This window comes from Defluviitoga sp. (assembly GCF_035349255.1).
Lineage (GTDB): Bacteria > Thermotogota > Thermotogae > Petrotogales > Petrotogaceae > Defluviitoga.
In genome coordinates this window covers 67,830-81,925 of record NZ_DAOPSE010000002.1, presented here as the reverse complement: position 1 = coordinate 81,925, position 14,096 = coordinate 67,830, and the positions used below count along the sequence as shown (strand labels likewise).

Here is a 14,096-nt window from a genome sequence, read left to right as displayed (position 1 = left end):
TTTACATGTTACTGCTCTTGTTTATATTATATAATATCTTTTTAAAATTAAAAAAGGACCTTTTAATTAATACTTAAAGGTCCTCTAATTAAAAAAATAAATTACTGATCTTACTTTAAAGTAATAGCTAAAATGTGCATCGTTGGTATCTGAGGGAAATAAATAGATTTTATAGGCTTTCCTTTCAATGGAATCTTATTTAAATACAATCTGGTTGTTATATTTTCTTTAATTCCTAAATTATCATACCTATAACCAAATTCCATTATGATGGTTTCTCCATAAACTGGTTCTTGACACCAGTCTGAAAAAGCTATCCTATTTTGTTCTACTGTTTCATCGCTATATACAATAGTTAAATATCCCTCATAGTTACCATGATCACAGGATCCCACAACATATAAATATGAAGGCGAAGCATTGAAATATTTTAAGTAAAGCTCTTGTGATGTACATATTAAGTTATCTTTTTCTTCTATTTTAAATTTAAAATATACATCTTCTTTTTCAAAATAAAAGAGATTATTGTCCAGCAGCTTTTGAATCTCTTCTGCTGGATATTTTGCACCAATAACTCCATCAAAGTTATCAAAGTTTCCAGCTTTTCTATTTGCAAAATCAACTATTCCGTCATTATTAAATAATTCTTCTAAATTCAGTAAATAACTTTCGTTGATTTTTTCAACAGGTACCTCCACTTTTTGAATGTATTGGCTTTTCACATCTGCTATCTCATATTCTACTTGTTTCACTCCCGCTTTACTAAACTCGTAATAATTGTCTTTAAACTTGTATACAAAAATAGGATCCACCGGTTTTAAAATGACTTGATCTAAGTAAATGTTGCCGTTGTCTGGTTTAAAATATAGTATTATTTCGTTTTTATCCATGTTTATCTTTTCAACACTAACTATCCCTTTTGATGGTTTTAAAATCTCTTCTATTGAGTTATTTCCTGAAGTCACTTTAACCGTGGTCATAGGCTCAAAGATACCGCTAACGTATACTTCGTAGTCTCCAGTATAAAAATTTTCTAAAGTCTGTCTAATTCTGATACTTTCATCGGTTTTTAAAGCAACATTGTTCATATTATCAAGAGTAAAACTATAAATACCGGTATTCATCTTTTCTGCTTCTAATAAAATTGTCTTTCTCCCTGCAACTATTATTGCTTTGGTTAGTTCTTGAAACTTAGTTGGTAAAGTTTTAAGTCTGGTGATACTTAATAAGGCACAGATTGTTGATTCTGCTCCAGCATTCGTATTAATGTACACAGAATGCAACGAATCATATCCTTCACCATTTGGGCCATACATTGGAGTTTTTAGAAGATTATTTTTTTCAAAAAAACCACCAAATAATGAAGCCATATATGCGTAATTTTCTTCCTGGGTTACTGAATACAGCTTGACCAAAGTTGATATTATAGGTTCAACACCATAAGCAATTTGAGGATACAGCTTTATATATTCTCCGATTTGATAAACAGGTCCTAAAGAGAGTAAAACTGGGTAAAATTCATCAGCCAGGAACTTTACTGACTCTAAATATTTTTCATCTTGAGTAATTCTATATAATTCTAACAGAGCTTCGCCTTGACGGCTACCCCAGCTATGCCACAGCGGTGTCTCTTCTCCTTCGTCAAACGCTCCTTTTAGAAAGCCTTCGTTGATTTGCTTCTTTAAAATAGAATCACCTATTTTTATAGCTAAATCTTTCACTTTCTCGTCTTTTGTGTACTTATAATACTCTAATACCCCCATTAAAAATACAGAGGAAACATCTGAATTATGATTTAAAAAGTAATTTTCATCTAAACTTTTAGAAAGAAAATTGTAAGCTAATCTAGCCGAATTTTCTAACTTCTTTTGAAAATCTTTGTCGGTTTCAAATATTTCTAAAGCGTTAGAAATAGACCAGAAACCTCTTGCCGCCCACCAATTAGCTGATTTTCTGCTTGTGATACCTTGCTTGTTAATAGTTCCGTCTTCAAAAACAAAATTGTAAAAGTCTCCATCCGTATCTTGAAAAGCCATTACAAAATCTAAAGCTTCTTTAGCTCTTTGCAAATAAAATTCATTATTATCAAGTTTATAAAGTTCGGTGTATAAAACCGCTACCCTGGCTACATCATCGACACATGTAACTCCCTCTCCCTTGGCTGGGGTGTGGACATATTTATCGCCGTATTTCTCAGCATATATCCAATATCCTATCTTTGTTTCATCTTCAATTTGAAACTCGTCTCTTAAAAATTCAAGATGATTGAGATTTAATTCTGGCATTCCTAATACGGTTAAAGGTAGAAATATCATCGTGAAAATTATAAAATATTCCATTTTCATTACGTTGCCTCCTTTGAAACATTATTAATGGCAGAGTAAAAGTGCTGTACTAATTTGCTTAAAATATTTTAGTGTTTTGTAACTTACGTAAAGAGGGCGAGTCTTCGCCCTGTTGATCATTTTAATTAAATGCTTCGGATTATAAAATGGAAAAGAAACCTCTGCAGTATTCTAAATACCGCAGAGGTTCACGAAATTATTCAGTGATAACTTTCAGATTTTGAATTTCATGTGTTCTGTTTTCTAGAAGTTTTATTGCTTCATCAACATTTTTTGCAGAATACATCGAAAAATATCTCTTGTAAACTACCTTGTCTCCAGCTTTAAATTGCGCCATCCAGTCAGCTTCATGTGTATTTTCAAAAACACCTTTAGTTGCTTCATAAATTTCTAATTCTCCAGGAATCCATCTAAAAATCCCGTCTCTAAATTCTCTACTTTCATAGAACCAAAAATCTTCATAAACAAATTTTTTAAGGTCAGAATATACTACCGGTTTTTCTGGTAGAATCTCTGCGGCAATTAAGTCGTATCTATCAGAGAAATTAGCTCTCCAATTTTCCATCGAAACAAAACAATATGTAGCTCCCCACCACAATGGTTTCATAGGATCAATTGCTGGAAAAACTATGTATGGATTATTATCAACAATCTTTACAGCGTTTCTCTCTTTCCAATATTCATAAGGAGAAATTCCTAATTGCTCGGCCCAAATCATTCTCCTGAACATAGGCATGATATAAACTGCTTTATCATCTAAGCTTGTCAATGGTGAAGTAGCCATGACCTGTAGTTTCATTATATCAACATAATTAGTGAATGAAAACTCATTTTCTACGAGTACATCTCCTGTTTTAAATATATGTGTGGTTATTTTTTGGTTAAAACCAGGCAATTCTTCATAGTAGAGTAAAGCTTCCACTGTAACCGCAACTGGTCCAGGCTGAAACACATTGAGTTCCTTAACTTTGAATCCGGAAGAAGTTGTTTCCACATGTCTTCCTAAATAGCCATCAACATAATATGTGCTTCCAGACCATCCTGCAATCCTAGCAGTTCCAAGCTCGTTGTACAAATTACCTTCAGCATTGTTGAATTTTACAAAATTTGCAATACCATAGTTATTCACTTTCACAGTAAATTTATCAGATGAAACAATATATTCACCGTCTTTTTCTTCAACTTTTAAAGCGGGAGCAAATTGGAGTAAATCTAAATCCCAATCATCAGAAACAACTATTTTTGCTTCTTTTTTGAAGGTAAATTGAAGGAAATCTTTGGACGAGATTTTCCCATTTTTGTCTACATCAACTATTTGATATGGAAGATCCTTCCCGTTTGCTTCCTTTACTCTAATTGAATACCAGTTTGCATCGAAATCTTCACCTACTAAATCTAATAACTCAGAAAAACTCATCACATAAGGAACTTCGATGTTTGTCTTTTGATCTGTTACAACTTTTATAACTTTTTCAGCTGAAAAAGTCGCCACTGACATTAAAACAATTAGGAAAAACACAAAAAAAATTTTCCTATTTTTCATTTTACTACCTCCTCCTTTAAAGATTTTGTATTTTTATATCTCTTTACAAATCCCAAAAATTATGTTTAATGTCTATTACTTGTTAGGACTAGGGATTCCTTTTAAAAGTTAGTGCGTTTTAATTAGACTAGAAGAAGAAACTTCAATTTCCAATAATTCTAAAATAATTTTAGGTACGTCTGTATTATCTAGAATTTTGCTAAATTTTTCTGCGCCAGGGCCGAAGGCAAATACTGGTACTAATTCATCAGTATGTTCTGTAGTAGACCACTTTGCAGCACAATTAGCTTTTCCAACTATTACTTCAAAAACAGCACTTTGCTTATCTTGTGAACTTTCAATGTAATTCATTTCTTCTGGAGTTAAAGTAACTTCAAAAGATTGTTCTATGTTAGTTTTCAATTCTTCTATATCTGAAGAACTGTATATCACCTTAGCTAATCTACTCTGAAATGTCTTCATTGTTTCTAAATCAACAGTTTGACTGCCTCCTAAAGGCGTAGATAGCCCTCTTTTAGTAGATAAATTCAAACCGCTAACATTTAAAATTAATCCACCAGTTTCATGATCAGCAGTAACTAAAACTAATGTATCAGGGTTCTTTTCTGCAAATTCTAAAGCAATTCCAATAGATTCATCAAATTCAAGAACTTCTTTTAATACTCCATCGAGATTGTTTTCATGAGATCTCGTGTCGATTTGAGATCCCTCAACCATAAGAAAGAAGGGGCCACCGTCTTTTGACAAAATTTCTATCGCCTTTTGTGTCATTTCAGGTAGAAAAGGCTCTTCACTCGGCCTTTGTGTTACAGGATGAAGATGGTCGTCGTTGAACAAACCTATGACCTTTTTCCCTTTTTTACCAACATAAGAAATCATTTCTTGTTTTGTTTTCAAATAGTCAAATCTGTTAAACTTTAGATCTTCTTCTAAATCTTTAAAATAATTAACCCCTCCACCAAATACAACGGTCAAATTGCTATCTACTAACTGCTTAGCAAGTTTTGATTCTTCATCTCTACTTGCAACATGACCATAGAATCCAGCTGGGGTCGCATGAGTGACTCTACAAGTTACTACTATTCCTGTTTTATAACCATTTTTAGATAAGATCTCTGCCAAATTGGGGATAACTTCACCATTTGGAAGCATCCCGATCATTCCATTATTAGTTTTATATCCTGTAGCTAAAGCGGTTGCAGCTGCTGCAGAATCAGTTACTTCATTATTTAAAGAGTGGGTTTGGATATATCCAAAAAAGTTTGCTTTTAACATATTAAGTTCCTTTTTTTCTAAAAAACTAGTTGCAACAACATGATTTTCTCCCATGCCATCGCCAATAAATAATATGACATTTTTGATTTCAGTGGCAAACGAGAATACAGAAAAAACAATAGCTAAAATAATAAATAATATTTTTTTCATTTTTATCACCTTTTCAATCAGCAAAACTTAAGTTATTTAGCAAATGTTATGTAAGCGCTTACAAAATTATTATAATACAAAACAAAATAATTTCAAAAGAATATTAGAGCCAAATATAGATAATTAGATGTAATTAAAGCTGTTTAGGCTTAGAAAACGAAAAATATCTCAATCTTTTACAAAATGATTTTGTGAACTATGAAAAACTACAAGCTCTTCAATCATAAATGCTATTATTTCTTTCTAATTTACTCTAAACGCTTAAAATTTCACTTGCACTTTCTTCTAATTTTTGATAGAATGTTTATGTAAGCGCTTACAAGAAAAGGAGGATAAAATTAACTATGCCAACAATAGATGATGTTGCTAAACTAGCGGGCGTTTCTATTGCAACTGTCTCAAGGGTCTTAAATTCAAAAAATGGAGTTTCAGAAAAAACTAAAGAAAAGGTTTTAAAGGTAATCGAAGAACTAAATTATAAACCTTCAACAATCGCTAGAGAACTCGCTAACAAAAAAACTTCCTTCCAAGTTGGAGTTATTATAAGTGAACGAATTGCTAAAATTCTCAAAAATGAAGATCGATATGGTATAAGGGAATTTTATCTTACTGTACTGACTGGGATCGAATCTTATTCCAAAGAAAATAATATCTCATTTGAAGTAAAAACATTCGAAGAATGTAGTGAAGATTTTTTGAAATCCATTGATGGTTTTCTTGTCGTAGGTGGTGATAAGTTACCTAGTCATATTGAAGAATGTGAACTACCAAAAGTATTAGTTGATAATTATATCCCAACTTTAAAGGTAGATTCAGTTGTCTCTAACGGCTTTGACGGTGCATACTATGTCATAAACAAGATGATTGAAAGAGGTTATTTAAAAATCGTTCACATTCATGGTCCTGTTAGCTTCTATGGTTTCCGAGATAGATACGAAGGTTACACTGCTGCAATGAGTGAACAAGGTTTGTTACCTCAGACTTTTGAATGTGATGAAACCCCAGAAGGAATTGCATACGCTCTGAGTTTAGCTTTATCAAAAAATCCAGAAGTAATTTTTGCATCAAATGATGTTATTGCTTTGACTATATTGAACGAACTTAAAAACTTGGGAATAGACGTTCCAAACGATATCCAATTAATTGGTTTCGACGACATTATATCAGCCTCAATCTCGGAACCTAAGCTTTCCACCTTGAAAGTATTTAAATACGAGATGGGAAATATAGCATTGAGCAGATTAATAGACATGATTAACGATAAAAATCCCCATCCTGTATTAATTTCTCTTTTTACTACATTCATGGAAAGAGAAACAACTAAAAAGGAAAAGTAAAGGAGGTTAAGTAACATGAAGAGAGTGTTAACTCTATCTATAGTAATGTTGTTGTGTGTGTTTTCTTTTTCAGTAACTAAGTTGGTATTTTGGACTGCTCCTGATCCACAACAGGAAGTATATTGGAAAGAGTTGGTTGCAGAATATGAACAACTTCATCCCGAAATAGATATAGAATGGAGTACAATTCCAGCTGCTGGGAGCTCAGAAGAAGCCATTCTAACAGCTATTGCATCCGGAAGAGCACCAGACGTATGTACTAACATTTTTTCTGGTTTTGCTGCTCAACTGGTTGAAATCGATCAACTTATGGAACTAGACGAACTTGAAGGATTTGATGAAGTCGTTGAAAAAAGAAAAATGGGTAATATCCTTGAGGGATGGAAAATAGACGGGAAAAATTATGTTATTCCTATCTATTCAAATCCTATTTTGATGTGGTGGAGAACTTCTTTACTTGAGGAAGTAGGATTTGACTCTCCTCCTAGAACCTATTCTGAGATCTACGAATTTTCAAAAAAATTTGTTATACCTCAAGAAAGATATTCGGTTCAAGTCATTCAAGGAAGGAACTGGTGGGATAGATGGTTTGACTTTATCACTTACTATTATGCCGCCAGTGGAGGAGAACCTTACATAGATGCTTCAAAAGGTAGAGCCGTTTTTAATGATGAAGCAGGAAAAGAAGTTGCCACTTTTATCGATACAATGTTTAAAAATGATTGGACCGCTGTTGAACTTGTAAGTAATCCGTTTTACATTGGAGCTATAGCAGGTGGTCTAAGGGGACCCTGGGAAATATCTTTTGCCCAAACCCAATTTCCTGACATCGTAAATGATATAACAATCAGCCCTCCACCCGTTCCTGACAATTATCCTAAAGACAAACCAATTTACACATTTGCTGACGCTAAAGGCCTTGTAATATTTAAAAGCACAAAGCATCCAGAAGAAGCTTGGGAATTTGTTAAATGGATATTTACAAAAGAAGATTTTGATGTAAAATGGCTTGAATACACAAAAATGCCTCCTGCAAGAGAAGATTTGTTGGATAATGAAGATTTCAAAGATTTTTGGAATGAAAATCCTTTGGCAGCTGAATATGCTAAGTATGTTGCCTACGCTGTTCCTCCTGCACCTATAACTCAAACAGTCGATGTTCAAGATTTAATGACTTTTGAATTTATAGAACCTTTAATGTATCAGAAAAAAGATCCACAAAAAGCTTTAGATGATGCTGTAAAAGCTATAAATAAGATTCTTTGGTAAAGGTAGGAGAGAAAATGTCTAAAAAAAATAAAAACTTAGCAAAGAAGGAGGCAATAAAAGGGTTTTCAATTTCTTCTATATATCTCATTTATGCTGCTATATTTTGGGGTTATCCTTTTGTTTGGCTATTTATTCTAGTTTTTTCTAAATGGAAATTTGTAGGATCTCCTCAATTTGTTGGTTTTAAAAACATAACGAGGGTCTTATCAGACCCTCTTTTCTGGAAAACCGTTCTTAATGTTTTTCGTTTTATGCTATATTATATTCCTCTTGTTCTTTTAGGAGCTATGCTTTTTGCAATCGCTTTAAACAAGCTTAAATATGGAAAAACCTTTGTTACTCTTTCTTTCTTAGTCGCTAATGTATCATCAGGAGTAGCATATTCAATAATGTTCTCAAATCTTTTTGCAGTAAATGGACCTATAAATAAACTCTTGTATAATCTATTTGGAGTAACTATTCCATGGTTCACAAGTCCATCACTAGCAATGTTTTCAATTGCTTTAATAGTTATTTGGAAATTTATCGGGTATTATGGGCTAATTCTATATGCTGGAATTAGCGCCATCCCTGAGTCTTTATATGAAGCAGCAGAATTAGATGGAGCTGGTGGTTTTACAAAGTTCTTTAAAATCACTTTACCTCTTTTAAATCCTTCTATTGTTATGGTTATGGTATTGGCAATAACTCTAGCTTTTGGAATATTTACTGAACCATACATGATAACTGGAGGAGGTCCAATGAGAACTACTCTGACTCCAATGATGCACATGATTACAACCTCATTTCAAAGAATGGATCCAACATATGCTGCTACAATGGCTGTATTTGTTGCTGGAATAAGTTTTGGAATGGTTTGGCTTGTAAGAAAAATTATGGAGAGGGAAGTTGATTTAGTATGAAAACTAAAAAAAAGAAAAAAACAGGAAATGTAATCCTTCACATAGTTATGTTTGCCCTAGCACTAATTTGGATTTACCCGTATGTATGGTTATTCTTAGCCTCTGTAAAACCATCTGCAGAAATCTACACCAGATTTTGGCCAACAAAATTTACTTTAGAACATTTTAAATTCATTCTGGAAAGTGCTGAAAGAATGAATAGACCATTTGTTAGAGCCTTTTTTAATAGTTTATTTGTTTCAGTAACAGTTACTTTGTGTGTCATGTTAAGCTCAGCAATAATAGCATTTGCTCTATCTAAATACAAATTTAGAGCAAGAGATGGAATATTCAACTTTATAATATTCCAAATGGTTTTCCCTGGTTTTATGTTCACTATCCCAATGTATATTTTAATTAGAAATTTAAGGTTGCTAAACACATATTCCGCTTTAATATTACCTTCTATTATGAGCGGATGGGGGATTTTTATGTTAACACAGAGTTTTAAGGGAACGCCTGATGACTACATTGAAGCTGCAAAAATGGATGGGGCGTCTGATTTTTTTGTAATTTTTAGGATAATGGTTCCTTTAAATAATTCAGCTATGGCAATAGTTGGACTTTTCACATTCATTGGTATATGGGACAACTTTATGTGGCCTTTAATAGTAATCCAAGACTATAATAAAATGCCTCTCTCTGTTCTATTAGCCACTTTTAATCATGAATATGGTGCCTATATTGGTCCCATAATGGCCGGGGCAGTCATACAAACTATACCAATGGTTTTAATATTTATTATTTTTAGAAAAGCGTTTTTGCAAGGCATATCGATGACTTTAAAATAATTATGTAAGAAAGGAAGGGATTTACTTTGAATTTGAAACTAAAAAGACATCCATTAAACCCCTTGTTCGGGCCTAACCCTATGCATATATGGGAATCAAGATTTGTATTTAATCCAGCTGTAGTTTATGATGGGGAAATATTTCATATGCTGTATCGCGCACAAGGTGAAGACATGGTTTCAAGAATGGGTTATGCTGTCAGTTTAGACGGAGTACATTTTAACAGGATGGAAAAACCTGTCTTTGAACCCCAACACCAAAATGAGTTGTACGGAGTGGAAGATCCAAGGCTTACTTACTTAAATGGCAGATATTATATGTGCTATACAGCATATTCACCAAAGAATATAAGTGTAGCTATGGCTTCTACAAAAAATTTTATCACGTGGGAAAGATATGGAATAATTTTACCTGAAAGTCCTAATAAGGATGCTGCTTTATTTCCAGAAAAAATAAAAGACAAATATATTTTAATCCATAGATTAGAACCAGACATCTGGTTTGCATATTCTGATGATTTAAAGCAATGGGGAAATTATGTAAAAGTCGCTTCACCACGCAAAAACTATTGGGATAATCTAAAAATTGGTGCAGGAGGTCCTCCGTTGAAAACCCCTTATGGTTGGTTGCTTTTATATCACGGAGTCCAAGAAGATGTAAGACCTATTTACAGACTTGGATTCATTCTTTTACATTTAGATAATCCCTCAAAGGTTTTAAAAAGATCTGAAGAACCTATTTTAGAACCAGAAGAAACATGGGAAATTTTTGGAGGAGTTCCAAATGTAGTGTTTTCTGATGCCATGGTAGAATACAATGACCAATATTACGTATATTACGGGGCCGCAGATAATTATATTGGCTTAGCAACTATCTCAAAAGAAGAAGTTTTTAAATGGATAAATGAATGAATAAAAAACTATATTAAAGGCTTAGGATATATCCTAAGCCTTTTTTTATTTTATCTTCTCCAATGCTACATATAATAATTTCAGTTTATAATTACAAAACAAAAATTGGCAGCTTAAGTTAGCTGCCACATATTGAGAGGGGCGAACCCAGTTAAAAACGAGTTTTTTGTCTATTTATTGTTTTACATGATAATCTTCTTTTTGAGAATTTTCACTTTTTTGGTGGATATCTTTTAATAACTTCTGAATGAAATATATATGGTTTATCAACATCCATTTCTAATACAATGGATTGACCAAGGTCTACCTTGATAAAAGAAGGTAGAGACGCTGAAAAGTTCCATTTTTCGTTTGAAAAATAGAAATAGAGTCTTCTATTTGTATCGTAATATACGCAAGCATCTGGATAGTAACGATAGGTATATTTTGCTCTGTAGCCATGAGCTGGAGCCCATGGTGGTGGACTTTGATCCTTAGGTTTAGAATCTGAAACAGTTGTTCCTTTTACAAAGGAAATCTTAAGAAAATAATCATTTTTCTCATGAAAAAAGCCCTGTGCATATATTATCGAAATGACCCCTACAATTAAAAATACTAACCATATTTTTTTCATGTTAATCACCTCCTTTCAAATATAACAATTTTTCAACTTCCACTTTTGATAAAGTCCTTCTCACTTCTACATATTTTTCTATTTTAATCTATTTATTTAACTTCTTCATTATTTTAATCGAAAAAAGAAAAATCTATACCTTCCACTTTCTTTATTTCAAAATCGTATTTTAAAAATTATTTATTTCTAAAGTTCTTTTCTTTTCAAATATTATATCTTCTTTATGAATTTTTGATTAAAATGTTTATAGTCCCCTTTTTCCTCAAAATTACTCAGATCCCGCTTGTGTATTATGCTTGACTTTTTTTAAAATATGGGTTATAGTTGACTATAACACATAAAAACAAAAAGAAGGACAAAAATTGTTAAGTGAGATAAATTATCTAACAAAATTAACAATCTCTTTGATTTTTTCAATATGTGCTCATATTATACCTTTAACTTCCTTAAAGGTTCTATTTAGTATTATAGCTATACTTTTACTCACCTGTACCATCTTTGGAGAAAATTTAAGTATTTTTGTTTTTTTAGCTTTTTATCTTATAATTTCTTTGATTATTGTTATTGTCTGCAGCCTCATTAATTTAATAACGGGTATTTCTGAAGTTTACAAAAAAGAAGATAAGAGATCAATGAAAGGCATTACGCAGTAAGATTGTTAGAGAAAAATATTATTAGAATTTAAAACACTACGACTCAAAGGTCGTAGTGTTTTAAATAGACTATATTGTCATGTCTTTTTTTATAACATTCCCATTTTCATCATATAGCTCAAAGTGAATCTTTTTAACTTTTATCATGTTTTTTGGATCTTCTTTTTCTACGTGAATTTTAAAATTGTTAAGTTCTTTTAAAACTTCTATTTTCAAATGTCCAAATTCACCTTTTACAAAATTGTAGGTCAACCCATCATCATCGTAATAAGTATAAACTGCCTGAGAAGTCACTAGCCCAACAACCCACAACTCAGTAATATCTTTTTCTCCTACATAGTTCATCGGTTCTGTCAAAATTAGTAGGTTGTTTTCTTTTATAAAAAGTGGAATTTGGCTTAAACCTGCTTCAACGTAATAGTCTCCAGGTTTATATACCTTCATATTTCTTTCTTCAAATTTTGAGGCAGTCCAATTGAGCCATCTTACATCTGGCAGATATACATATCTACCTTTTTTGTTTTGTTCGTGAACAGGGGCAACCATCACAGAATTACCATACATAAACTGATCTTCAATATTTTTTTCTTTCTTTCCATCAAATACAAAAGATAAAGGTTTTATAAAAGGTTCTGATTCTTTAACACAGTTCATATATTCAGAATATGTATAAGGTAAAAGCGCATATCGAAGTCTAACTGTATTTCTCATTATATTCAAAGATTCTTCATCAAACTGCCATGGTTCTTGAGGCCTTGTATTTAAAGCAGTATGGTTTCTATAAAAAGGATTAAAAACTCCAAGTTGCATCCATCTTACCACTAATTCAGGCGAGGCATCTCCTCCAAAACCACCTATATCTGCACCTGTATAGAAAAATCCCATCATATTTAAAGATTGAAGCATTCTAATATTCACTAACATATGTTCCCACCAAGACATATTGTCGCCCATCCATATTGAAGCCATTCTATGGAGCCCAGGATAACTACTTCTCGATAGTAAAAGCAGTCTTTCATTAGGTAAGAGAGTTTTTAAAGCATCTGCAGTTGCTTCTGTCATTTTAAAACCGTATAAATTATGTACAAGATCGTGGTTTATTAATGTTCCGTCATCTAATCTATGATAAAAACTTTTATAGTCTTCCCTGTTATTAGGTATATTTTTAACAGCTTCTTGAATCAAAGATAATTTCTCTCCTAACCCGTTTTCTTCGACTTTAGCTTTTTCTAAAGACTCAAACAATCTCTGTACCCTCGTTGGGGTATAGAAAATAGAGGGTTCATTCATATCATTCCAAATACCTTTTACGCCCATATCCGTAAATATCTTGTATTGACTACCCCACCATTTCCTTGTCTTAGAATTCAAAAAATCGGGAAAGTGAGTTAGCCCAGGCCAAACAGCTGCGACAAAATCCTCTCCATTTTTATCTACACAAAAATATTTGTTTTTCTTTCCTTCTTCATACATATGGTAACCTTCTTCTATCTTTACTCCAGGATCAATGATAGGAATAACTTTAATTCCCATGTTAGCCAAATCTCTAACCATTTCTTCGTAGTTTGGAAATGTTTCTCGATTGATGGTAAACACTTTATAACCATCCATATAGTCAATATCTGTATATATCGCATCTAAGGGTATTCCAAGCTTTCTATACTTATTTGCAATATTTCTAACTTCTTCTTCAGAAAAATAACTCCATCTAGATTGTTGATACCCAAAAGCCCATTTTGGAGGAATATAAGGTTTACCTGTTAAGGCAAAATACTCCTTTATTATGGTCAATTTTTCATCACAATCAAATAAATAAATATCAAAATCCTTCGAAGTAATAGTAATCTTAATGTAATCTTTATGAGTAAATCCTATATCAAAAATAATTTCAGATGGATAGTCAACAAACAATCCAAAAGATTGTTCCCCATCTAAGATCATAAAGGGGTGTGAACCATATAAAGCCTTTTTATCAGGGGTATGGTGTGGATCATCTGTGGCATAAAACTGATAGACTTTCCCTCTTTTATTTAAAGCACCTAAGGTTTCTCCTAAACCATAAACAACATCGTCTTTTTGCATCTGATAAATAAGGTTTGTTTCTTTATCATTCACTTCAATTTTAAAATATGGAATTGTAGAACTTTCTTGAAAATCATCTTCATTTAAATTTAAAATAATGGCACCGGTTTTAAAAGGTCTACCACTTCTGTATAAGGTTGTTTGACTTGAAATTTGTAACTTTTTAAACATATTTCCTCCTCCTGT

Annotated in this window: 10 protein-coding genes; 5 read left to right on the top strand and 5 right to left on the bottom strand. The window is 32.4% G+C overall.

What is annotated here, in order from left to right; genetic code table 11:
• Nucleotides 1-110: 110 nt before the first annotated feature.
• The 3 genes from PKN74_RS01455 to PKN74_RS01445 form a co-directional block, all read right to left on the bottom strand.
• Nucleotides 111-2,345 (bottom strand): hypothetical protein, encoded by a 2,235-nt coding sequence (locus PKN74_RS01455; RefSeq protein ID WP_472307861.1) that lies wholly within the window; start codon nt 2,343-2,345, stop codon nt 111-113.
• 196 nt (nt 2,346-2,541) lie between these two features.
• Nucleotides 2,542-3,888 (bottom strand): hypothetical protein, encoded by a 1,347-nt coding sequence (locus PKN74_RS01450; RefSeq protein WP_472307859.1) that lies wholly within the window; start codon nt 3,886-3,888, stop codon nt 2,542-2,544.
• Nucleotides 3,889-3,996: 108 nt separating this feature from the next.
• Entirely contained in the window at nt 3,997-5,313 is a 1,317-nt protein-coding gene (locus tag PKN74_RS01445; RefSeq protein WP_472307857.1) for an alkaline phosphatase, read from the bottom strand.
• Between the two features lie 344 nt (nt 5,314-5,657).
• On the opposite strand from PKN74_RS01445, the gene PKN74_RS01440 reads away from it, so the two are divergent.
• The 5 genes from PKN74_RS01440 to PKN74_RS01420 are packed head-to-tail and all read left to right on the top strand — an operon-like array spanning nt 5,658 to nt 10,562.
• A complete protein-coding gene (locus tag PKN74_RS01440) occupies nt 5,658-6,650 on the top strand; it encodes a LacI family DNA-binding transcriptional regulator (protein WP_472307855.1) in 993 nt (330 codons plus the stop codon).
• Nucleotides 6,651-6,665: 15 nt separating this feature from the next.
• Nucleotides 6,666-7,919, top strand: a complete 1,254-nt coding sequence (locus PKN74_RS01435) for an extracellular solute-binding protein (protein WP_472307853.1) — start codon at nt 6,666-6,668, stop codon at nt 7,917-7,919.
• Nucleotides 7,920-7,933: 14 nt separating this feature from the next.
• On the top strand, nt 7,934-8,821 hold the full coding sequence (locus PKN74_RS01430) for a carbohydrate ABC transporter permease (RefSeq protein WP_045087547.1): 888 nt from the start codon (nt 7,934-7,936) through the stop codon (nt 8,819-8,821).
• A complete protein-coding gene (locus PKN74_RS01425) occupies nt 8,818-9,651 on the top strand; it encodes a carbohydrate ABC transporter permease (protein ID WP_472307851.1) in 834 nt (277 codons plus the stop codon). The genes PKN74_RS01430 and PKN74_RS01425 overlap by 4 nt, the downstream gene beginning before the upstream one ends.
• A gap of 26 nt (nt 9,652-9,677) precedes the next feature.
• Nucleotides 9,678-10,562 (top strand): glycoside hydrolase family 130 protein, encoded by an 885-nt coding sequence (locus tag PKN74_RS01420; protein WP_472307849.1) that lies wholly within the window; start codon nt 9,678-9,680, stop codon nt 10,560-10,562.
• 211 nt (nt 10,563-10,773) lie between these two features.
• Here PKN74_RS01420 and PKN74_RS01415 read toward each other — a convergent pair whose 3' ends face one another.
• Together PKN74_RS01415 and PKN74_RS01410 are read right to left on the bottom strand one after the other, a co-directional pair.
• Nucleotides 10,774-11,175, bottom strand: coding sequence for a hypothetical protein (locus tag PKN74_RS01415; RefSeq protein WP_472307847.1), 402 nt, complete (start codon nt 11,173-11,175; stop codon nt 10,774-10,776).
• Nucleotides 11,176-11,897: 722 nt separating this feature from the next.
• Nucleotides 11,898-14,081 (bottom strand): TIM-barrel domain-containing protein, encoded by a 2,184-nt coding sequence (locus PKN74_RS01410; RefSeq protein WP_472307845.1) that lies wholly within the window; start codon nt 14,079-14,081, stop codon nt 11,898-11,900.
• Nucleotides 14,082-14,096: the final 15 nt, after the last annotated feature.

Coding starts and splice junctions, on each gene's coding strand:
- PKN74_RS01455 (WP_472307861.1), bottom strand. CDS start 2,345: ATGAAAATGGAATATTTTATAATTTTCACGATGATATTTCTACCTTTA.
- PKN74_RS01450 (WP_472307859.1), bottom strand. CDS start 3,888: ATGAAAAATAGGAAAATTTTTTTTGTGTTTTTCCTAATTGTTTTAATG.
- PKN74_RS01445 (WP_472307857.1), bottom strand. CDS start 5,313: ATGAAAAAAATATTATTTATTATTTTAGCTATTGTTTTTTCTGTATTC.
- PKN74_RS01440 (WP_472307855.1), top strand. CDS start 5,658: ATGCCAACAATAGATGATGTTGCTAAACTAGCGGGCGTTTCTATTGCA.
- PKN74_RS01435 (WP_472307853.1), top strand. CDS start 6,666: ATGAAGAGAGTGTTAACTCTATCTATAGTAATGTTGTTGTGTGTGTTT.
- PKN74_RS01430 (WP_045087547.1), top strand. CDS start 7,934: ATGTCTAAAAAAAATAAAAACTTAGCAAAGAAGGAGGCAATAAAAGGG.
- PKN74_RS01425 (WP_472307851.1), top strand. CDS start 8,818: ATGAAAACTAAAAAAAAGAAAAAAACAGGAAATGTAATCCTTCACATA.
- PKN74_RS01415 (WP_472307847.1), bottom strand. CDS start 11,175: ATGAAAAAAATATGGTTAGTATTTTTAATTGTAGGGGTCATTTCGATA.
- PKN74_RS01410 (WP_472307845.1), bottom strand. CDS start 14,081: ATGTTTAAAAAGTTACAAATTTCAAGTCAAACAACCTTATACAGAAGT.